Origin of the sequence: Streptomyces ipomoeae 91-03 (assembly GCF_000317595.1) — a bacterium.
GTDB lineage: Bacteria > Actinomycetota > Actinomycetes > Streptomycetales > Streptomycetaceae > Streptomyces > Streptomyces ipomoeae.
Genome location: NZ_AEJC01000437.1, coordinates 1 through 19696, shown reverse-complemented (window position 1 = coordinate 19696; position 19696 = coordinate 1). Strand labels below are relative to the sequence as shown.

The window sequence follows — 19696 nt, the reverse complement described above, 5'->3', positions numbered from 1 at the left end:
GCCCACCCAGGCGTGACGGTCACCAAGACGGGGGCAATGTCCGTCATCAGGTTGTTCCGGCATCAGGTTATGCCATACCGTCTGTGACGTGCCCGGCACACTGGGTGTCGCCGACCCTCGCCGTGCCTCAACTCACCCATGCCCCAAGCAAGTTGGAGTTGATGAGCCATGCCCAAGTACCAGCTCAACTGCCCCCGCGCCGCCACCACCCCCCGCGTCGCCCGTGACTTCGTCACCACGGTCCTCCGCGCACTCGGACTGGACGCCCTCGTGGACGACGCCGTGCTCTGCACCTCCGAGCTGGTCGCCAACTCCTGTGTGCACACCGAGGGACAGGGCGTCCTGTTGATCGTGGACACGAACGGCTTCCGCAACGCCGTACGGGTCACGGTCTACGACGAGTCGCGAACACCCCCTCGCCACCTTCAGGGTTACGACCCCGAATCGGGCCGGGGCCTGTGGATCGTGGACACGGTCTCGGATGGCCGTTGGGGGACGGAGCTACTGGGCGCGTCGGGGAAGGGCGTGTGGTTCGAGGTGGGCGAGGAGCAGCCCAGCCGCCCGCCGAAGAGGCGAACCGGCACCCTGGCGAGCGTGGCTAGGAGTCCTCTGTGAACCGCTGGTGCGCGCCCTGGTCCGGCGCATACCAGGAACGGGTCTGCTCACCGTTCTCGTCCCACTCCAGCTCTACGAGGGGCCGATGGCCGTCATCGCTCGTGATCCGCTTGGTCGCGAGTGTGCCGCCCGGATGCCATGTCCGGGACTCTCCGACCGGAAAACCTCTGCGCATGTTCCCCTCGGCACGGGGGGAGCCATCCGAATACCACTGCCTGACCGGGCGGTCATCCACATCCAAGGACCTGGTCAGAGCAGGTCGGTCAAATCCGGGCCCCGGCCGTCGATCACCTCCGGGGGCTTGATGCCGTGCCCCTCGGCGCTGCCGAAGTACGTGGGATCGCCGGGCTCGGCGGCGACGCCCAGGAGCGCGTCGAGCGACTGGAGGGCCGCCGCGAGGCGCGGGGCGTTCTGCTTCTCGACGTCCGGGTGTGGCAGGCCCCGGAAGTCGAAGGGGCCCCAGATGTCGTGGAACACGGCCAGTTCCGCCCAGATCCCAGGTGCGTCCGGTGCCACCGTCAGCTCGACCAGCCGGTGCTCTTGGTGCCTGTCCCCTGTCGCGTCGATCCACGTCCCGGTACCCACGACGAGGATGCTCCCGACCTGTGCGTCGGGGAAGTCCACGGGGCGGGCCGCCAGAATGTGGGCGGGCAGTTCCGGGTCGTCCAGGGAGCGCAGGGACGACAGCCGTGTCGTGATGCCCATGCCACCGCGGCCATACACGAACCAGTCCCACTCCAGACCGAGCGGCGGTAACAGAAGCCCGTGTTTCCGCAGGACTTGACTCATACGGGCCGCGACGGCGAGCGCGGACTTCAGGCCGGGCGGCTCGACGTCGCCCATGTCCCAGGTCCACGACGCGGACTCTCTTGGAGCGCGGTGGCGCGTTGCAATCATGTCCTTCGGCCGCCACATGCTCGGCCTCGAACAGGCGGCTCTTCGGGTTCCCTGACTCGGGCGCCTTGAGACGTATCTTCGGCGCCCGGGCCACAGGGATGCTCGCGATCACGGTGCCATTCCCGAGCCAATGCGGCGCTCCTTCGGGCGCTAACCGGCGAAATGAACGTGCAGAGCATCCAGGAGAGCCGCGCACGCATCGCAAGGACGCGTGGGCTTCCCGTGGTCCGGGTGGCTCTGTCCTCTCACCATGCGCGATGTCATCACCGCACCGTGGAAGTGGGGAATCGCCGCTTCGAGGCTCGTGCTGCGGCCGTCGTCCCGAGAGCTGTCCAGGTTCCACAGTTGGTCCGAGATCAGCGCGGACTCGGCGCAGCGCCCGGTGTAGCCCCGGCGCCTCTCCTCGGGGAGGGATGCCATGAACTCACGGATCGCCGGGTGCAGGTTCGGGGAACCTTCGCCCACCAGGCTGGTGTGGCTGACGACGGTATTGCCGATCAGCAGTGACGACGCGACTGCGGGAAACTGGCTAGACAAAGAAATCCTCTGCGTCTGGGGCGCTGACATTGTTCAAGAAGCGCTTGAAGGCGTCATGCTCGTCAAAACCCAAGAAGTAGCCGCCCGTGTGATGTAGGAGAAAGAAGCGTCCCGTCGCGTCCACAAGGATGAATCCCGCTTCGGAAGACTCGTATCCGACCGGAAACAAACTCGTGCCGAGGCTTTCAGCTAGTTCTCTTATGTTTTCCGTGTCCCCCTTGTAGGTCACTGTCGGATCCATTATCCAGGCGTAACTCTGAACTCTGGGGTGAGGCAGTCGGAGGAGTCCATATGAGTGAATGATACGGGCTGCCGCAGGGACAGGAGGCAGTGTGCTTCCTTGCTCTTCCGAGGTGCGTACACGTAGGGCCACGAGATCATCGGCCTTGCTTCCGATGTCCCGGCCGGGCGACCAGCCGTTGTCGATCAGCCATTCGAGCACCTCTGGCGGCACATTCTCCGCAGTCACGAGCGGCTCTCCCTTCTGTGCTCTCCTGAGAACGGTCATGAGTGCACGCGGATTCCCAGTTGTGGGAGCACGAGCGCGCAGGTCGGGCACGGTGGCATGAAGTCGCCGTGATTCATGACGACTTCACCTGTTTCGCGGCTTATGACGTCACCGATGCGCCGTGTGTGCATCACGCTGCCTTCGAGTGCATCCCGGGCATCCTCGACGCTGCGTATCCGCGTTCCCGTGGGGTCCAATTGATGCAGTCGATCACTGATCAATGAGACCTCGGCACACTTTCCATGCCCGCGGCCCAACGCCTCGATAAGTCCGGCATTGTAGTCGTCGCTGATCTTCTTGAGGATATCCTGCAGTACGGCATGGGTTTGTGGAAGTTTCTGCCCGTGCATCTTCGTGGTACTGCTGTGCACGGTGACTGTGTTGTCGTGCAGGAAGGCTCCCGCGCATCCCTGCTCCAGCTGGTGCTGACCAGGAAGGGCCTCTCCGGACGGAGCGTCGAGAGCGTCGTCCGCGAGTTGCCGCGCCTCGCGTTCGAGAACCGCCAGCTTTTCCTCCGGAGTGAGGTCACTGACGTCCACCGCAGGGCGCCTGTGGTGCCTCATCTTGTCTGCGCTGCTGCCGTGCCAGTCCGGCTGAGGATCGAGCGTTGTGCCCGTCGGACCGTCGATGTCGTGCTTCGCGGCGGTATCGGTGGAGTCGTCGAGCCCTGGGCCGACAGGGTGCTCGCCGTGACCGTGACCAGTACCGGATGTGTCGCCATGGCCTGCCGCAGGCGTCTCGCCGTGGCTCCCACCGGGGCCGTCACCGTGGCCACCGGAAGGCGTCTCGCTGTGGCCGCCTCCGGTCGGACCGTCACCTCCGCGCGGCCCTCCGCCGCCGCCCGGTGTCTCATGGCTCCCCGACGGCCCCCGGCCCAGGTCGTCCGCACGACCACCGGGCAGGTTGTCGGCCCGCCCACCCGGCAGGTTCTGGTCCCCGACCCGTCCGGTGCCGCCCAGGTCGTCCCCGACGCGCCCCGTCCCGCCCAGGTCGTCCCCCACGCGGCCCACGTTCACGCCGCCGTCGCCCACCTTCGCCCCGGCGCCCACCAGCTCCGGCTGGCGGGCCCCCACGTCGGCGCCCCGCTCGGCGGCGGTGCCCTCGTGGGTGATGCCGTCCAGCGACTCCCGTACCGTTCCGTCGGCGTTGTGCATGATCAGGGTGTCGGTGTTGAGGTAGACGACCTCACCCTGGGGGGTCTCCATGCGGACGCTGTTCTCGGGGGTGAGGCCGGCCGGGAGGTCGTCCGTGATGTTGGGGGCGTCGGCGATCTGGTACGTGCCCTCGCCGAGCTTGATGTGCGTGCCGTCGGTGATGCCGCGCAGGCTCGCCATCACGTCGCTGATCTTCACCGCGGTCGCGCCGACGCCCTTGGTGATGTACGTCATCGGGTCGACGATCTTGCCCGCCTTGCTGGCGAAGGAGATCGCCTTGGCGATGGCGCCCGCCTTACCGGCGCCCGCCACGGCGCCTCCCGAGCCGCCGGTGAAGACCGTCGTCAGGACGTTGAACGTCACCGCTCCGGCCGCCCGCGCCGGGTTCTTGCCCCATTCGTCGTACGCGATGAGTGCCTTGCCGGTCTCCACGACCGCCGTACGGGAGTCGCGCAGCCAGGAAGGCAACTTGTCCGCCGGGGTCAGCCAGTACGCCGCGCCCACGACCGGGATGCCGGTGATGATGATGCCGGTCGCGAGCTTGCCGAGGCCGACCCAGGCCTGGCCCGCCGCGTCCCAGCCGTTGAAGCCGACCAGTGTGCCGAGGCCCTTGATCGTGCCCCACACGCCGTCGACCACGAAGCCGACCGCGAAGTCCCAGACGTGCTCGTGGATGTAGTACCAGGGGTTGGACTCCTCGACCGGGTCGCCCCAGGGCAGACCGCCGGCGTTGTTGAGGTCCTCGCCCCGGTAGCCGTACATGTTCTCTTTGTTGGAGCCGTCGTTGACGACCAGCGGCTCGCCGCCGACAAGGGCGATGATCTTGTTGTAGCAGTCGCGTTCGGCGGCCTGGAAGGCGGCGAACGCGGCGTTGATGTCGGAGCGGCGGTTGTTGTTCTCCTCGACGAGGTCGCCGTCGGCGCGCCACTCGTCGTCGCCCGCGATGCGGTTGCGGAAGCCGATCGCGTCCTGGCGGAGCTGCTCGAACCTCGCCTTCAGCGGGCCGACCGCCGCCGCGTAGTCGTCGAGGGCCGAGGCCACGGTCTCCAGTTCCGTGGCGAACTCGCCGCCCTTGGTCGCCACCGGCGCCGTCGTCGCGAAGAGCTGCTCCGCCTCCGGCGCCTTGTAGCACGCGGAGAGGCCGCCGAAGCGGGTGTGGACGTCCGAGGCCGAGTCCTTCAGGGACGTACCGGCCGAGCGGATCCCCGAGATGTGCTGGTCCAGCAACTCCAGGTTGCCGGTGAACTCGGGGACCTCCTCCGGGATGACGGGGATGTCGTCGCTCACTTCGGCCCCTGCCCGCCGTTGCCGTCGACGCCCGGTGGCGGGGGCACCACCGTCGCCTTCAGCGCGTTGGCCTGGTGCTGGGCGGCCATGTCCAGGTCGCCGGTGACATACGCGTTGGTGGCCTTGGCGGCGCCCTGCACGGAGTCGATGGTGCGCTGCGCCATGAACGACAGCTTCTGCTGCCGCTCCGACAGGTACTGGCTCAGCGCCGCCGCCACCGGGCCGACCGGCACGCGCGGGGTGCCGGCGACCACCGGGCCGATCATGGGCCCGCTGAACTGGCCGCCCGGCACGGCCGTCCCCGCGGACTCGGCCGCGCCCGCCATGTTCGTCACCAGCGAGTTGGCCGCCTTCTCCAGACCACCGGCGGCCTCACCCGTCGAGTTCAGCGTGGTCTGCGCATGGATCGGATCGATGTCCCAAGCCGGCATCGTCGCTACCCCCGTAACGCTCCTGTCGGATACGTCAACGACCCTGTCGGGCCCGTCGTACGTCGTTCGCTTCCCGTAGTACACACGCGCAACCGGTACCGAATGGTTCCCGCTCCGAGCGGGACTTCACGGCTGTCGCACGGGCACGCCGGTCAGTCGTTGGTACCAAGAGGGCCGTTACGCGCGCAACGTCAATGACGCAGGGTCCAGCCCGCCCACGCCGACGTGATCATCTCCTCGACGCCGTACCGTGCCTTCCAGCCCAGCTCGGTGGCGACGCGGTCGGCGGAGGCGACGACGCGGGCGGGGTCGCCGGGGCGGCGCTCCACGACCACCGGGGCGATGTCGTGACCGGTGAGCGCGTTGATGCGGTCGATCATCCCGCGGACCGAAACGCCTTCCCCGCGCCCGATGTTGAGGGTGAGGTCCGTGCCCGGCGCCTGGCGCAGCCGCCGCGCGGTCGCCACATGGGCCTCGGCGAGGTCGACGACGTGGATGTAGTCGCGGACGCAGGTGCCGTCGGGGGTCGGGTAGTCGGCGCCGAAGATACGGGGCGCGGCGTTCTCGGTGAGCTTCTCGAACACCATGGGGACGAGGTTGAAGACGCCGACGTCGGCGAGTTCGGGGGTGGCCGCGCCCGCCACGTTGAAGTACCGCAGGGAGGCGGTGGACAGGCCCGTCGCCCTCCCCGTGGCCCGCACCAGCCACTCGCCGACCAGCTTGGTCTCCCCGTACGGGCTCATCGGCACGCATGGCGTCTCCTCGGTGACGAGGTGCGCGTCGGGCATGCCGTACACGGCGGCGGAGGACGAGAAGACGAAGGAGGGCACCCCGGCGTCGGTGACGGCGGACAGCAGGGTGCGCAGGCCCTCGACGTTCTCCCGGTAGTAGTGCAGCGGCAGTTCGAGGGACTCGCCGACCTGCTTCTTCGCCGCGAGATGGACGACGCCGTCGATGCCGTGGTCCCGGATCACCCGCGCCACGCGCTCCCCGTCCAGGGTGGAGCCCACCTCCAACGGCACGCCCTCGGGCACTCGTTCGGCGATACCGGTGGACAGGTCGTCGTAGACGACGGCCCGCTCGCCCGCGTCGAGCATCGCGCGCACGACGTGTGCCCCGATGTAGCCGGCGCCACCGGTGATCAGCCAGGTCATGGACGACCGTCCCCTCGTATGGGTTCTCGTATGGGTTCTCGTGTGGGTTCTCGTGTGGGTTCTGAGTTCGTGGATGACGAATCGGCGGGTCCCGTGATCAGCGGACCGCGTGTCGGTCGGCGGATCACTGTCGGTCATCAGTGAAGCAGGCGTTTGAGATGACGGCGTACGACTTCGGTCAATCCACGCCAACCGGGCGCGAGGCGTACGGCGAGCGCTCCCGCGTGGGTCGCGTACGGCTGCACGAGGAGTACGCCGTGGCGTGCGCTCGGCAGCGCGCTCCGGCGCAGGAGCCCGGCGCCCGCGACCGCGTGGGCGGTGGTCTCGCGGTGCGTGCCGTCCTGGAAGCGCAGCCGGAGCCTCAGATCCCAGGTACCGCTGCCCAAGGCCGCCAGGTCCACGGGTATTTCCGCCAGCCAGCTCTCGAATGCTGGGTGGGCCTCGAAGGGCGCCGTGGCGGTGAACCCCACCCGCCCGTCGTCCCGTTCGACGAACTCCGCCTCCACGGCCTCGGGGCCCGCGTCCGCCAGCCGCCCGTACAGCTCGTGCAGGCGCAGCTGGAGGACGGTCCCCCGCGCGCGTGGCCGCAGCTCCGCGTCGACGGTGGCGGGCAGCAGAGGGACGGGGCGGACGAGGAGGTGGTCCAGCTCCACCTCGGGCAGATCCGCCGCCCAGATGGGAGAACCGTCGCCCGCGCGCGCGTACGGCGGGGTCAGCCGGGAGGGGCGGGCCGCCATCTCCTTGAGGCGGGCCAGGTCGCGGGGCGCCTCGGCGGCGAGGATCACCCGGGCGACGACCCGGCCGGGCGCGGGCGCCGGCGCGAAGTCGCTCTCGTCGAAGGAGGCCAGGTACGCCCGCGTGAGCGCCCACCATTCACGCCGGTAGTCGGCGCCCCGCAGGCCCAGTTCGCGCGTGTACATCCGCAGCGAGTGGTCCAGGAACCGCGTTCGCGCCGCCCGCGCCAGCTGCTTCTCCCCGGCGCCCAGCAGGATGTCGTACGACAGCTGGTGGGCGTCTATCCGCGCCCGCCAGTTGGCCATGTCGGAACGGTCGAGGGATATGGACAGCCTGGCCGCCGAGCGGCGTACGTGCCAGACGTACACCGGGTCCGGGACGAGTGCGATGCGCGGTCCGGCGGCCAGCACGCGCGCGACGAACACGAAGTCCTCGTACGGGAAGCGCCCCTCGGGGAAGCGGATGCCGCGCTCGCGCAGAAAGGTGGTGCGGTAGAGCTTGTTGACGCAGAGGGTGTCATCGACCAGGCGCACGCGCCGGTCCGGGTGCGCGACCAGCGTGCGCCGGTCGTACAACTCGGGCTGCCACGGCGTCTCGCGCCCCGACGGCAGCTCCTTGCGCACGCACAGCCCCGCCGCCACCGGCGCGTCGTCCGCCACGGCCGCGCCCAGCAGCGCGTCCACGGCACCCGGCGGCAGCACGTCGTCGCTGTCCAGGAACATCACATACGGCGAACTCGCGGCGTGCAGCCCCTCGTTGCGCGGGGTGCCGCAGCCGCCGCTGTTGGTCCGCCGCCGGATCACCCTCAGCCGTGGCTCGTCGGCGGCCAGCCGCTCCAGCAACTCCCCGCTGCCGTCCGTCGAGCAGTCGTCCACCGCGATCACCTCGCCCACGGCCGGGCCCTGTGCGAGCGCCGAGCGCACCGCGTCCGCCACATGAGCGGCGTCGTCGTACCCGATGACGACGACGGTGACCTGCGCCTGCTGAAGAGCCATGGTTGCCCCGGACCGAAGAGTTTTGCGCGGAATACGCCCTTACGAGAGGCTTCGCGGCCCCGTGGGGAAGATGGCGCGGGTGGGATCGGGGTTCCGCTCGGGTGTGTTGGATTCCGTCGGGTCGGGTGGACGGCCGGGGAAGGCCGGGTGGTTGGGAATGGCCGGGCGGCTGAGAACGGTCACGTCGGTCGGCTCGGTCGCGGCCGGGCGCATGGCGGTGCCCCGCCGCAACCGCGTGAACGACGGGGCCGCCGCGAGCGTCGGCAGGCCGTTGCGGGCGAGCGTCAGCGGACAGCCACGCCCGGTCCGGTGGTGGGCCGGCTTGGGTCGGAGTGTGAGGCGTCGGGGTTGAGGGGGCGCTCACGCCCCAGCGCGTGCCGCCTCGTCCAGCGCCTCGGTCAGCTCGTCCAGGCGGTCCCGCAGGTCCCGGATCTCGTCGAGGTCGAAGCTCGTCGCGGCGACGATCCGGCGCGGTACGGCCAGGGCGCGCTCGCGCAGGGCGGTGCCCTCCTCGGTCAGCCGCACCTCCACGGACCGTTCGTCGCGGGCGCTGCGCTCACGACGTACGAGACCGGCCGCCTCCAGGCGCTTGAGCAGCGGCGACAGGGTCCCGGAGTCGAGCCGCAGATGCTCGCCCAGCTTCTTCACGGGCAGCTCGCCGTGCTCCCACAGCACCAGCATCACCAGGTACTGGGGATAGGTGATCCCCAGCTCTTTGAGCACGACGCGGTAGACGCCGTTGAAGGCGCGCGAGGCGGCGTGCAGGGAGAAGCAGATCTGCCGGTCGAGACGGAGGAAGTCGTCCTCGGAGATCTCCTCGGGCGTAGGGGCGGCGCTGGTGGTCATGGCTCCAGGATACCTCGTGTCCGTCATTTAGTTGTGGACAATTGAATTGTGTGCTCTACTTGGGTTCGCGAACGGCGGTCGGACCGCACCGCCGGACCTGATGTGAACTGTGAAAGGGATGGGTTTCCCATGGACGCGCTGTACACCGCTGTCGCCACCGCCACCCACGGCCGCGAGGGTCGCGCCTTCACCAACGACGGCAAGATCGACCTCGCGCTGAGCATGCCGGTGGAGCTGGGCGGCAACGGGCAGGGCACCAACCCGGAGCAGCTCTTCGCCGCCGGGTACGCCGCGTGTTTCGGCAGCGCGCTCGGTCTCGTGGGCCGCGCCGCGAAGGTCGACGTCAGTGAGGCCGCCGTGACCGCCGAGGTCGGCATAGGCAAGCAGGGCGAGGGCTTCGCCCTGGCCGTCACCCTCCGCGTCGAGCTGCCCGACACCGTCGACGAGACCACCGGCCGCAAGCTCGTCGAGCAGGCCCACCAGGTCTGCCCCTACTCCAACGCGACCCGCAACAACATCCCGGTCGAGCTGGTGATCGAGTAACCGGCACCATTTCGGAGAGGGCTTGCCGCAGCGCCCCGAAAGGGGCGCGGGGCTGTGCCACTGTGCGGCTCCGCCGCACGGGCGCGACCAGCCCCCACTGACCGTCGGATCGTGGATCGCTCCGTACCACCCCCCCCCACGGAGCGATCCACGCACGCGCCCTCACGACGACACGAGTGACGACTCACGTCGAGGGGCCGGGGCGGCGGCCACGGCGGCCGTTTCTCCCGACATCAGCATCCGCACCACCCGCTCCGCCGCGCGTCCGTCGTCGAACTCGCAGTACCGTTCCCGGAACCCGGCCCGCAGCCGCGCCGACTCGGCGTCCCGCCACTGCCCGGAGTCGAAGAGCCAGGCCAACTCGCGGTAGGAGCGGGAGACATGGCCGGGCGGGTCGGCGGTGATGTCGATGTACGCGCCCCGGCCGGCGGAGAAGGCGCCCCAGTCGTCGGCGTGGATGACGATGGGCCGGTCGAGGTTGGCGTAGTCGAACATCAGGGCCGAGTAGTCCGTGACCAGGACATCGGAGGCGAGCATCACCTCCTCGACGTGCGGCTCGTCGGTCGCGTCCACGAGCACGCCCCGCCGGTGCAGTTCGGCGAGCCCGAAGCCGCGCGCCGGGCCGTCCGCGAGGGACGGATGCAGTCGTACGACGAGGGTGTGGCGGTCGCCCAGGCTGCGGCCCAGATCCTCGGCGAACCGGGCGAGGTCGAAGCGTTCGACGTGTCCGCCGCGCCGGTAGTCGCGGGGCGAGGGCGCGTACAGGACGACCGTGTGGTCCGCCGGGATGCCGAGCCGCGCCCGGACCGCGGCGCCCCTGTCGTCCGGCCCGGCGTTGACGAGGACGTCGTTGCGCGGGCTGCCGGTCCGCAGCGAGGTGAAGCCGCACGGGTACGCCCTGCTCCACACCAGCTCCGAGTGGCGGTTGGCGACCAGGCTGTAGTCCCAGCGGTCGGCCCGGCGCAGCAGCCGGGGCACGTCCATGCCGAGCCGGGCGCCCGGCTTGTGCAGCAGGTCGGCGGCCATGAACTTCAGCGGCGTGCCCCGATGGGTGTGGATGTGCACGCTGCCCGCGCGCCGGGTCAGGGTGTCGGGCCAGGTGACGTTGTTGACGAAGTACGTGGCCCGCGCGGTCACCCGCAGATACTCGGGCGAGTCCGGCGTCACGTACTCGACGCCCGCGGGCAGCGACGCCACCCGCTCCGGCCGCACCACCCAGACCCCGCGGATGTGCGGCGCGAGTTCACGCGCGGCCTGGTACACGGCCGCCGGGTCGCCGAGCACGCCCCGGTGCGAGAACGCCGAGTACACCGCGAGGTGCGGGTCCAGCGGCACCCGCTCCTGCATCAGGGACCAGCCCCGCCGCAGCCCCGCGACCCCCGCCGCCCGCACCCGCTCGCCACCCGCGTCGAACGCCGTGCGCAGCCGCAGGACCTGCTGCCGGGCCCGATAGGCGGCCCAGCCACCCTCCAGCACCCGGAGCTCGGGGGCCACGGGCTCCCAGCCGTCGCCCTGGTATCTGTGGAACAGCCCGGCCGTCCGCCGGAAGAACTCCCCCTTGTCCCGCGCCGGCACCCGGTCCGGCGCGTCAAGGATCTCCAGGCAGTGCGCCGCCATCCTGCGCCGCAGATACGACCGCCGACTCGCCGCGTCCTCAAGGGAGTCCAGGAACGTGAACACCCGCTCGTACTGGTCGTGGACGTCGAAGTGCTGCCGGCCGGCGGTGGACAGGATGCCGCCCTGCCGCCGCTGCCGGTACGCCACACAGATCCGGTCCAGCGTGGCGATCCGTCCCGCGCTGAGCAGCACCGGGAACGTCCACGGCGTGTCCTCGTAGCAGCCCGGCGGGAACCGGAACCCGTGCTCCTCGACGAACTCCCGCCGATACGCCTTGTTCCACACCACCGTGGGCAGATCGAGGATCTCCGGGCGCTCCGCGACCGTGAAGGTGCCGTCGCCGACCGACCTCAGCACGTGCGCCAGCTCGTTCCAGTGCGTCCCGCCCCACCAGTACGTGCGGACGTGGTCGAACACCAGTACATCGGGGTCACCGGCCTCGTCCAGCCGGTCGGCCAGCGCGCGCAGGGTGCCCGGGGTGAGCGTGTCGTCGCTGTCGAGGAAGAGGAGGAAGTCCCCGGTGGCGTGCGGCAGTCCGGCGTTGCGGGCCGGGCCGTGGCCCACGTTCGCCGGCAGATGCAGCACCCGTACGCGCGGATCGCGGGCGGCGTACGCGTCGAGGATCTCGCCGCTGCCGTCCGGCGAGCAGTCGTCGACGGCGATCACCTCCAGATCGCGGTACGACTGCTCCAGCACCGAGTCGAGGCATTCACGCAGGAAACCCCGGACCTTGAAGACCGGGACGATGACACTGAATCGGGGCACGTGCGTCAACTCCTGACGAGGGTGGCCGCGGGGCGTGGGGCGGGGGCGGGGGTGCGCTCGGCGAGCGGGACGACGGGCGGAAGGCTCTCCGGCGGTTCGCCGAGGAACACCCGGCGTACGACCCGCTCGGCCGCCCGCCCGTCGTCGAACTGGCAGAACCGTTCCCGGAACTCCGCCCGCAGCGCCGCCGCCTCCGCGTCCGTGTAGGAGCCGTCACGGAACAGCTCCGCCAACTCCCGCTCGGTCCGGGCCACATGACCGGGCGGTACGGACGGCAGATCCAGGCACACACCCCGGATCTCCCGGTGGACCTCCCAGTCCTCCGCGTGCACCACGATCGGCCGGTCCAGGTGGGCGTAGTCGAACATGAGGGACGAGTAGTCGGTGATCAGCGCGTCGGCGGCGAGACAGACGTCCTCGGTGGAGTGGTGCCGGGGGACGAGGATGATCCGGCCGCTGTGCCCGTCCCCGTCCCCGCCCCCGTCCTCGCCCCTGTGCATGCGCCCGTGCCCGTGCCCGTGCCTGTACGCCGCCGTGTCGTCGTCATGGACGCGATGGCCGTGGCCGTACGACGTCCGCACCAGCACCACGAACTCCTCGCCCACCGCCTCGCAGAACGCCTCCAGGTCGAGCCGGGCGTCGTGGCCGGTGCCGAGGGCGGCGTCGAAGCCGGTGATGTGGTCGCGGTGGGCGGGGGCGTAGAGCAGTGCCGTCCTGCCGTCCGGGATGCCCAGCTCCCGGCGGGCGCGGGCCACGTCCGTCGCCGTTGCCCTGTAGTGGACGTCGTTGCGGGGACTGCCGTACTCCAACTGCTCGTACGAGCCCGGGAAGGCGCGTTCCCAGGTCTCCGTCGAGTGACGGTTGGAGGAGAGGGAGAAGTCCCAGCGGTCCGCGCCCGAGAGGAGCCCGGTGGGGGTGCCGGCCACGGTGGCGGCCACCACCGGGTACGGCGCCCGGTCCACGCCCGTCGTGTTCAGCGGGGTGCCGGGGTGGGTGTGGAGATGGACGCTGCCGGGCCGTCGCTTGACGACCGCGTCGGCTGGGCCTGCGATGCAGGCGGCGCCGATGACGTACTTGGCGCGGGCGAGCGCCTTCCAGTGGCGCCGGCTGCCGATGACGGCGTACTCGGCGTCCTTCGGCACGTCGGCCACCGCCTCCGGCTCGACCAGGAACACCGAGCGGATGCGCGGGGCGAGTCGCCGGGCCTCGGCATGGAGGGCGGCCGGGTCGGAGGCGAGGTCGTGGCGGCGGGAGGGGTGGTACACGGCGAGGTTCCTGTCCAGGGGGAGGAGGCGTTGGGCCGCGTGGTAGGCGCGGGTGAGCGGGGTGTCGGGGCGGGGGAGGGCGGCGAGGGCTTCGGCCGTCGTCCGGTTGAGCGTGCTCAGGGCCCGGAAGGCGGCGTACGAACCCGTCGCGAGGAGGCGGTACTGGATGCCCCGGCGGCCGGTGGGTGGGCGGAAGCCGGTCGGGCGGTAGTGGCGGTAGAGGTGGGTGGCGCGGTGGAAGAAGTCGCGGCGGTGGTGGGTGGGGACGCGTGTCGGGTGCGCGGCGGTGCGCAGTACGACGGCGAAGAGCCGCTCGAACGTCGTGTCCGACAGGGCTTGTTCGGCCGTGGCCCGGACCAGCACCAGCTCCACCTGGTCGAGGAGGTCCAGGTGGTGGTCGCCCGGGGTGTTCAGCCGGTCGCCCTGGCGGCGCAGCAGGTGCCGTACGCAGGGGGTGTCCCGCAGTTCCGCCGTGCGGGCGGCGGCGAGTGCGACCAGGCCGCCCCAGGCGAGGTCCGTGAAGTGGCCGGGAGGGAAGGTGAGGTGGTGCTCGGTGAGGAAGTCCCGGCGGTAGGCGGCGCTCCACGCCGGGGTGTGGGCGCCGGCGGGGTGGACGGCGGTGGGGGTGGCCTCCCACCAAGGGGTGCGTTCGTGGGTGAAGTAGAGCACGTCGGGGTCCTTGGCCCTGGTCAGGCTGTTCGCGATCGCCTGGAGGGCGGGTGGGGTGAGGGTGTCGTCGCCGTCCAGGAACAGGACGTAGGTGCCGTGGGCGGCGGACAGGCCCGTGTTGCGGGCGCCGCTGAGGCCGGCCGTGGGGGGTGACTCGATGGGGGTGACTCGGGTGTCCTGGGTGGTGGGGAGTGTTTCTGCGAGGGAGTGTCGGGTGTCGTGGATGGGGAGTAGTTCGAAGTCGCCGAAGGGTTGAGTGAGGATGGAGTTGAGGGCGTGGGGGAGGTGTCCCTCTACGCCGTGCGTCGGGACGATGATGCTGAAGCGGGGCATTCGGTCCTTTCGGTTCGGTGGGTGTGGGGTGTTCGCCGGCTTTTTCTCGCTCCCGCCGCCCCTACCCGTCCCTCCCCCAGGGGCGGCTGCCCCTTCGACCCCGCCAGTCCCAGGGGCTGCGCCCCTGGACCCCCCGCCTGAGAGCTCGGGGCCGATGGGGTTGTTGGGCGGGTGCGGGTGAGTGGGGGTTGCTCGCGCAGTTCCCCGCGCCCCTAAAAGCCTGCGGTGGGCCGGGGGCCTGGAAGCTTGCGGTTGGCTGGAGCTCTGAAAGCCCCGCTGGCGCCCGAGGTCTCGGAGACCGGCTGGCGCCCGAGGTCTCGGAGGGCTGGCGGTGTTCGGGGTTTCGGAGGGCTGGTGTTGTTGTTCGGGGTTCTGGGGGGCTGCCGTCGCTGAGGGGACTGGAGGGCATGGTTCTGTGGGCCGGGGGAAACGGGGCGCAGCGCCTGTTTTCAGGGGCGCGGGGAACTGCGCGACCAGCCCCCACTCACCCGCAGCCGGCGAACCGTCCCCCATCCTCACCGGGGGTCTGGGGGCGGCAGCCCCCAGGAGCGGGGTCGAAGGGGCAGCTGCCCCTGGATGGGGAGGGAATGGGTAGGGGCGGCGGGGGCGAGAAACGGGGCTACGTGCGCAATGAGTCGTTCGCTGCCGGGCCGGATTGTCCCGGCACCGTCGCCAGCGGGGACGACGCCCGGCGCGAGGCCACCGAGGGGACCGGATGCCGGTCGGCGAGCGGCACGATCTCGGGGGTGGACGTGTCGCCCAGAACGACCCGCCGCACCACCCGCTCCGCCGCCCGCCCGTCGTCGTACTGACAGAACCGTTCCCGGAACGCCGCCCGCAACTGCGCGGAGCGCGACCCCCGCCAATGCCCCGTCGCGAAGATGTCGATCAGCTCGTCCTCGCTGCGCGCCACCGCCCCCGGCGGAAACGCCCGCGGATCGAAGTACGTCCCGCGCGCGGCCTCGTACGCCTCCCAGTCCTCGGTGTGGATGACGATGGGCCGGTCGAGGTTGGCGTAGTCGAACATCAGGGAGGAGTAGTCGGTGACCAGGGCATCGGAGGCGAGGCAGAGGTTTTCCACGCTCGGGTAGGAGGTGACGTCCAGCAGGCGGCCGTGGGACAGGTCGCTCAGCGGCGCCTCGTACGCATGGTGGGCGCGGGCCAGCACCACGAAGCGGGGCCCCAGCTTGCGCAGCACCCGCTCCAGATCCAGATGGGCGCGCTGGGAGCGGCGGTAGTCGCGGTGCGTGGGGGCGTACAGGATCGCCACCGCGCCCTCGGGGATGCCGAGGTTCTCGCGGATGCGGGCCACGTCCGTCGAAGTCGCCCTCAGGAACACGTCGTTGCGCGGGGAGCCGTATTCGAGGGTGGTGTACGCGGAGGGGTAGACGCGTTCCCAGACGAGGGTGGAGTGGCGGTTGGCGGACAGGACGTAGTCCCACTGGTCGCTGCCGCGCAGAACCGCGGTGAAGTCCGTGCCGCGCCCAGCCGCCGGACGGTCCTGGAGATCGAGGCCCATGTGCTTCAGCGGCGTGCCGTGCTGGGTCTGGAGCAGGATCTGGCCGCGGCGCTTGACCAGCCGGTGGTCGAAGTCCGTGTTGTTCACCAGGTACTTGGCGCGGGCGAGCGCCGTCCAGTACGCCATGGAGCCGGGCAGTACGCGGCGGGTCGCCACCGGGAGCGTGTGATGGTGCTCGGGGCGGGCGACCCAGTAGGTGCGGATGCCCGGCGCGTACGTACGGAACGCGTTCTCCAGCGCGGCCGGGCTGCACACGTAACCCCGGCCTCCGTACGCGGAGAACACCGCCCGGTCGGCGCGCAGCGGGAGCAGGCGCTGGACGCGGTAGTGGACGCGGAGCCCGCCGGCGCGGAGCAGCCGGGCCAGGCCCCGCATTCGCCGTCCGGCGCCCCGAGCCAGCCGTGCCGTCGCCCCCAGGGCGCGGTACGTGCGGTGGAGCCGGAGGAGAGCCTGCCGTAGCCGGGCGCGGGCGCGTACGGGGGCGCCGGGGGTGCGGTAGCGGGCGCAGTGCGCGCCGACGGTACGCAGGAACTCGGCGCGCGCCTCGCGCGGGAGCCGGTGGCGCCGGGAGAACACGGATGTGAGGTGATCGACCATGCGGCGGAACAGCAGCGGGCGCCAGTGAGCCAGCTCCGGGCGCTCGTCGACGTATGCGAAGAGCCGGTCGTACTGCTCGAACACGTCGAAGTGCCCCCGTGTGGTCATGTCGAGAAGGCTGCCGTGGCGGCGTCGGCGGTGATGGACGCAGACCCGGTCGAGGGTGGCGATGGACTCGGCGGACATCAGGACCTGGTACGTCCAGGGCACGTCCTCGTAGATGCCGGGCGGGAAGCGGAAGCCGTGGTCCTCGACGAACTCCCGTTTGTACGCCTTGTTCCACGCCACTGGCGTGACGTTCAGCAGGCCCGGGCGGTCGTCGAGGAGGAAGGGGGCCGGGGGCTGTTCGGTGAGTTGCAGGGCGCGTTCGTTGCGGACGGGCTCGCCGGACCAGGAGAGACGGGCGAAGCCGTGGACGAGGACGTCCGGTTCGCCGGTCTCCTTGACGCGGTCGGCGATCGACTGGAGCGCGTCCGGGGCGAGCGTGTCGTCGCCGTCGAGGAAGAGGAGGTAGTCGCCTCGGGCGAGTTCCATGCCGCGGTTGCGGGCGGCGCCGGGGCCCGCGTTCTCCTGTAGCCGCACCGGGCGGCGTACGCGGGAGTCACGGGCGGCCACCTCGTCGGCGATCGCTCCGCAGGCGTCGGGGGAGGCGTCGTCGACGACGATCAGTTCTAGGTCGGTGAAGGGCTGGGACAGCACGGAATCCAGGCATTCGTGCAGGTACGCCTGAACCTTGTACGCGGTGACAATGACACTGAACCTGGGCAAGGGGGACATCCATGGGTCGGCGCGGGCATACTGCCCGGAAACTACCGATGGGATGATTTGGTTACGTTGCGTGTTCCATACGGGGGATATCCCTGGGGTTGGGGGGCGTGTGGGGGTGAACTGGTGGGTGTGTGCGGTTCGTTCACGCGGTTTTCCGCCCCCGCCGCCCCTACCCGTCCCATCTCCCCGGGGCTGTGCCCCCGGGGAGATGGGACGGGTAGGGGCGGACGAACTCGGTTACTTCACCGCGCCTGCCATGACACCCGACACGAACTGCCTCTGGAACGCGAAGAACACGGCCAGGGGGATCACCATGGAGATGAACGCCCCGGGGGCCAGGATCTCGATGTTGCTGCCGAACTGTCGTACCTGTTGCTGGAGCGCGACCGTCAGCGGCTGGGAGTCGGAGCTGGAGAAGACCAGGGCGACCAGCATGTCGTTCCACACCCACAGGAACTGGAAGATGCCGAGGGAGGCCAACGCCGGTGCGGCCAGCGGCAGTACGACGGTCGCGAACAGCCGTACCTCGCCCGCCCCGTCGAGGCGCGCCGCCTCCAGCAGCTCGCGTGGGATCTCCGCGAAGAAGTTCCGGAGGAGGAAGATCGCGAACGGGAGCCCGAAGCCGACGTGGAAGAGGACCACGCCGGTGATGTCGCCGAAGATTCCGAGATCCCGGAAGAGCCCGGAGAGCGGGATCAGCGCCACTTGCACCGGCACCACCAACAGGCCCACCACGACCATGAACCACCAGTCGCGGCCCTTGAAGTCCATCCAGGCGAAGGCGTATCCGGCCATCGCGCCGATCAGGATCACCAGCAGTGTCGCCGGGACGGTGATCCAGACCGTGTTGAACAGGGCGTTGGTGATGTCGTCGTTCGCGAGGAGTGACTCGTAGCTCTTGGTGGTGAGTTGGGCGGGCGTCGAGAACACCTTCCACCACCCGGAGGTGGAGATGTCGGTCGGATCGCGGAACGACGACACCAGCAGACCGAAGGTCGGCACCAGCCAGAACAGCGCGACCAGGAGAAGGAAGACGCGCAGTGCGCCGCCCGCCACGCGGGTCGCGAGCCGGGAGGCCACCGAGCGTTTGGCGCGTACGGGCGTCTCGTGTGCCGCCGGGCTCTTCGGCGCCGGTGCCGGGGCGGGGGTTTCGAGGGCGGTCACCGCTGGCGCTCCTTCCGCAGTCGCCGGATGTTGACCCACATCACCGGCAGCACGAGCAGCAGCAGGACCACACCGATCGCGCTGCCGAGCCCGAAGTCGCCCCCGCCGCCGTACGACACCAGATAGAGCTGCAGGGCGAGGACGTTGGCCTCGTCCTGACTGGGCTGCGGGGCGATGATGTAGACGAGGTCGAAGATCTTCATCACGTTGATCATCAGCGTGACGAGGACGACGACCAGGACCGGTGCGAGAAGCGGGACGGTGACGCGGCGGAACACCTGCCACTCGTTCGCCCCGTCGACCCGCGCCGCCTCCAGCAGATTCCGGTCGACCCCGGCGAGCCCGGCCGCGATCAGCACCATCGCGAAACCTGCCCACATCCAGACGTACGACCCGATGACCGCCGGGGTGACCAGGGTCGGGCCCAGCCAGTCGATGCCGTTGTAGGGCGCCGCGAAGTTCGAGCCGGGCAGCCGCAGTTGGGCCCCCTCGGCCGAGGTCGGCAGACTGAACGTGCCGTCGGCCGCGCTGGTCGCGGTGGCGACGACCTTCCCGTCCTTCACCGCCTCGACCTTGACACCCTCCAGCGCCTTCTCACCCGGGTCGACGGCCCCCTTCTCACCGCCGCCCCCGAGCCGGAAGTCCAGCCACACGGTCCCGGTGACACCGCTGCCGGTGGCCGCCTTCGCGTCCTGCGCGTCGCCGGGCAGCCGGTTGGGCGCGATGCCGACGAGGGGGAGGAGGGCGGGAGTTCCGGCCCGCACGGTCCCCTCGGTCGTGAACGACCCGCCGCCGGACGGCCGTAGATCACTGACCTGGGCGTTGGGCCGGGCCTTCGGATAGACGGACTCGTCGACGAACACGTCGTGCACGGACGTCACGATCGCGTTGGCGACGCCCTGGTTCGGATCCTGCTCGTACACCAGCCGGAAGATGATGCCCGCGGCGAGCATCGAGATCGCCATCGGCATGAAGACGATCAGCTTGAACGCCGTTCCCCAGCGCACCCGTTCGGTCAGCACCGCGAAGATCAGACCGAGCGCGGTGACGATCGCCGGGGCCACCGCGACCCAGATCGCGGTGTTGCGTACGGCGATGAGGGTGGCGTCGTCGGAGAAGATCTCCGCGTAGTTGTCGAGACCGACGAAGCCCGAGCCGTCCGCGTCGAACAGGCTCCGCCAGACCGAGTACCCGATCGGGTAGACCACGAGCGCGCCGAGCAGCACCAGCGCGGGCAGCAGGAACAGCACCGCCACCCACAGCCGGGTACCCGTCACGCTCTTGCGCGGTGCGGCGG

The 19696-nt window shown here is 70.3% G+C and carries 15 protein-coding genes; 2 read left to right on the top strand and 13 right to left on the bottom strand.

Features of this window, described 5'->3' with window-relative positions; all coding sequences use genetic code 11:
- Positions 1-168: 168 nt before the first annotated feature.
- The gene (locus tag STRIP9103_RS29110; protein ID WP_009326410.1) at positions 169-615 is read left to right on the top strand and encodes an ATP-binding protein; all 447 of its coding nucleotides are present in this window, start codon (positions 169-171) and stop codon (positions 613-615) included.
- Between the two features lie 249 nt (positions 616-864).
- On the opposite strand, the gene STRIP9103_RS29105 is transcribed toward STRIP9103_RS29110, so the two are convergent.
- The 8 genes from STRIP9103_RS29105 to STRIP9103_RS29070 all read right to left on the bottom strand — a co-directional run bounded on the left by STRIP9103_RS29105 (position 865) and on the right by STRIP9103_RS29070 (position 9159).
- A complete protein-coding gene (locus tag STRIP9103_RS29105; RefSeq protein ID WP_009326409.1) occupies positions 865-1458 on the bottom strand; it encodes a hypothetical protein in 594 nt (197 codons plus the stop codon).
- A 204-nt stretch (positions 1459-1662) separates the two neighbouring features.
- Positions 1663-2079 (bottom strand): YwqJ-related putative deaminase, encoded by a 417-nt coding sequence (locus STRIP9103_RS29100; protein ID WP_048821187.1) that lies wholly within the window; start codon positions 2077-2079, stop codon positions 1663-1665.
- Positions 2042-2557, bottom strand: coding sequence for an SUKH-3 domain-containing protein (locus tag STRIP9103_RS29095; protein WP_078614085.1), 516 nt, complete (start codon positions 2555-2557; stop codon positions 2042-2044). Before STRIP9103_RS29095 ends, STRIP9103_RS29100 begins: the two co-directional genes overlap by 38 nt.
- The gene (locus tag STRIP9103_RS47210; protein ID WP_009326407.1) at positions 2554-4998 is read right to left on the bottom strand and encodes a YwqJ-related putative deaminase; all 2445 of its coding nucleotides are present in this window, start codon (positions 4996-4998) and stop codon (positions 2554-2556) included. The genes STRIP9103_RS29095 and STRIP9103_RS47210 overlap by 4 nt, the downstream gene beginning before the upstream one ends.
- A complete protein-coding gene (locus tag STRIP9103_RS29085; protein WP_009326385.1) occupies positions 4995-5429 on the bottom strand; it encodes a DUF6507 family protein in 435 nt (144 codons plus the stop codon). The genes STRIP9103_RS47210 and STRIP9103_RS29085 overlap by 4 nt, the downstream gene beginning before the upstream one ends.
- A 191-nt stretch (positions 5430-5620) precedes the next feature.
- Positions 5621-6583, bottom strand: coding sequence for a UDP-glucose 4-epimerase GalE (gene galE, locus STRIP9103_RS29080; RefSeq protein WP_009326388.1), 963 nt, complete (start codon positions 6581-6583; stop codon positions 5621-5623).
- 137 nt (positions 6584-6720) lie between these two features.
- Complete coding sequence (locus STRIP9103_RS29075) at positions 6721-8313, bottom strand: glycosyltransferase family A protein (protein ID WP_009326402.1); 1593 nt, start codon at positions 8311-8313, stop codon at positions 6721-6723.
- Positions 8314-8673: 360 nt separating this feature from the next.
- Complete coding sequence (locus STRIP9103_RS29070; protein ID WP_009326399.1) at positions 8674-9159, bottom strand: MarR family winged helix-turn-helix transcriptional regulator; 486 nt, start codon at positions 9157-9159, stop codon at positions 8674-8676.
- Positions 9160-9288: 129 nt separating this feature from the next.
- On the opposite strand from STRIP9103_RS29070, the gene STRIP9103_RS29065 reads away from it, so the two are divergent.
- On the top strand, positions 9289-9702 hold the full coding sequence (locus STRIP9103_RS29065) for an organic hydroperoxide resistance protein (RefSeq protein WP_009326401.1): 414 nt from the start codon (positions 9289-9291) through the stop codon (positions 9700-9702).
- Positions 9703-9864: 162 nt separating this feature from the next.
- Here the strand turns inward: STRIP9103_RS29065 and STRIP9103_RS29060 are convergent, their stop codons facing one another.
- The 5 genes from STRIP9103_RS29060 to STRIP9103_RS29040 form a co-directional block, all read right to left on the bottom strand.
- The gene (locus tag STRIP9103_RS29060; protein WP_009326406.1) at positions 9865-12084 is read right to left on the bottom strand and encodes a bifunctional glycosyltransferase/CDP-glycerol:glycerophosphate glycerophosphotransferase; all 2220 of its coding nucleotides are present in this window, start codon (positions 12082-12084) and stop codon (positions 9865-9867) included.
- 5 nt (positions 12085-12089) lie between these two features.
- Complete coding sequence (locus tag STRIP9103_RS29055) at positions 12090-14351, bottom strand: bifunctional glycosyltransferase/CDP-glycerol:glycerophosphate glycerophosphotransferase (RefSeq protein WP_009326394.1); 2262 nt, start codon at positions 14349-14351, stop codon at positions 12090-12092.
- Positions 14352-14970: 619 nt separating this feature from the next.
- Complete coding sequence (locus tag STRIP9103_RS29050) at positions 14971-17235, bottom strand: bifunctional glycosyltransferase/CDP-glycerol:glycerophosphate glycerophosphotransferase (protein ID WP_009326408.1); 2265 nt, start codon at positions 17233-17235, stop codon at positions 14971-14973.
- A gap of 237 nt (positions 17236-17472) precedes the next feature.
- Positions 17473-18399: a carbohydrate ABC transporter permease gene (locus STRIP9103_RS29045; protein ID WP_009326387.1), complete on the bottom strand. Its 927-nt coding sequence runs from the start codon at positions 18397-18399 to the stop codon at positions 17473-17475.
- On the bottom strand, positions 18396-19696 hold a 1301-nt coding region (locus STRIP9103_RS29040; RefSeq protein WP_048821185.1), incomplete at its 5' end, for a carbohydrate ABC transporter permease. The genes STRIP9103_RS29045 and STRIP9103_RS29040, both read right to left, overlap by 4 nt.

Excerpts from the sequence above, each read along its gene's own strand:
- STRIP9103_RS29110 (WP_009326410.1), top strand. The coding sequence starts at position 169 with ATGCCCAAGTACCAGCTCAACTGCCCCCGCGCCGCCACCACCCCCCGC.
- STRIP9103_RS29105 (WP_009326409.1), bottom strand. The coding sequence starts at position 1,458 with ATGGGCGACGTCGAGCCGCCCGGCCTGAAGTCCGCGCTCGCCGTCGCG.
- STRIP9103_RS29100 (WP_048821187.1), bottom strand. The coding sequence starts at position 2,079 with ATGTCAGCGCCCCAGACGCAGAGGATTTCTTTGTCTAGCCAGTTTCCC.
- STRIP9103_RS29095 (WP_078614085.1), bottom strand. The coding sequence starts at position 2,557 with ATGACCGTTCTCAGGAGAGCACAGAAGGGAGAGCCGCTCGTGACTGCG.
- STRIP9103_RS29085 (WP_009326385.1), bottom strand. The coding sequence starts at position 5,429 with ATGCCGGCTTGGGACATCGATCCGATCCATGCGCAGACCACGCTGAAC.
- galE (WP_009326388.1), bottom strand. The coding sequence starts at position 6,583 with ATGACCTGGCTGATCACCGGTGGCGCCGGCTACATCGGGGCACACGTC.
- STRIP9103_RS29075 (WP_009326402.1), bottom strand. The coding sequence starts at position 8,313 with ATGGCTCTTCAGCAGGCGCAGGTCACCGTCGTCGTCATCGGGTACGAC.
- STRIP9103_RS29070 (WP_009326399.1), bottom strand. The coding sequence starts at position 9,159 with ATGACCACCAGCGCCGCCCCTACGCCCGAGGAGATCTCCGAGGACGAC.
- STRIP9103_RS29065 (WP_009326401.1), top strand. The coding sequence starts at position 9,289 with ATGGACGCGCTGTACACCGCTGTCGCCACCGCCACCCACGGCCGCGAG.
- STRIP9103_RS29055 (WP_009326394.1), bottom strand. The coding sequence starts at position 14,351 with ATGCCCCGCTTCAGCATCATCGTCCCGACGCACGGCGTAGAGGGACAC.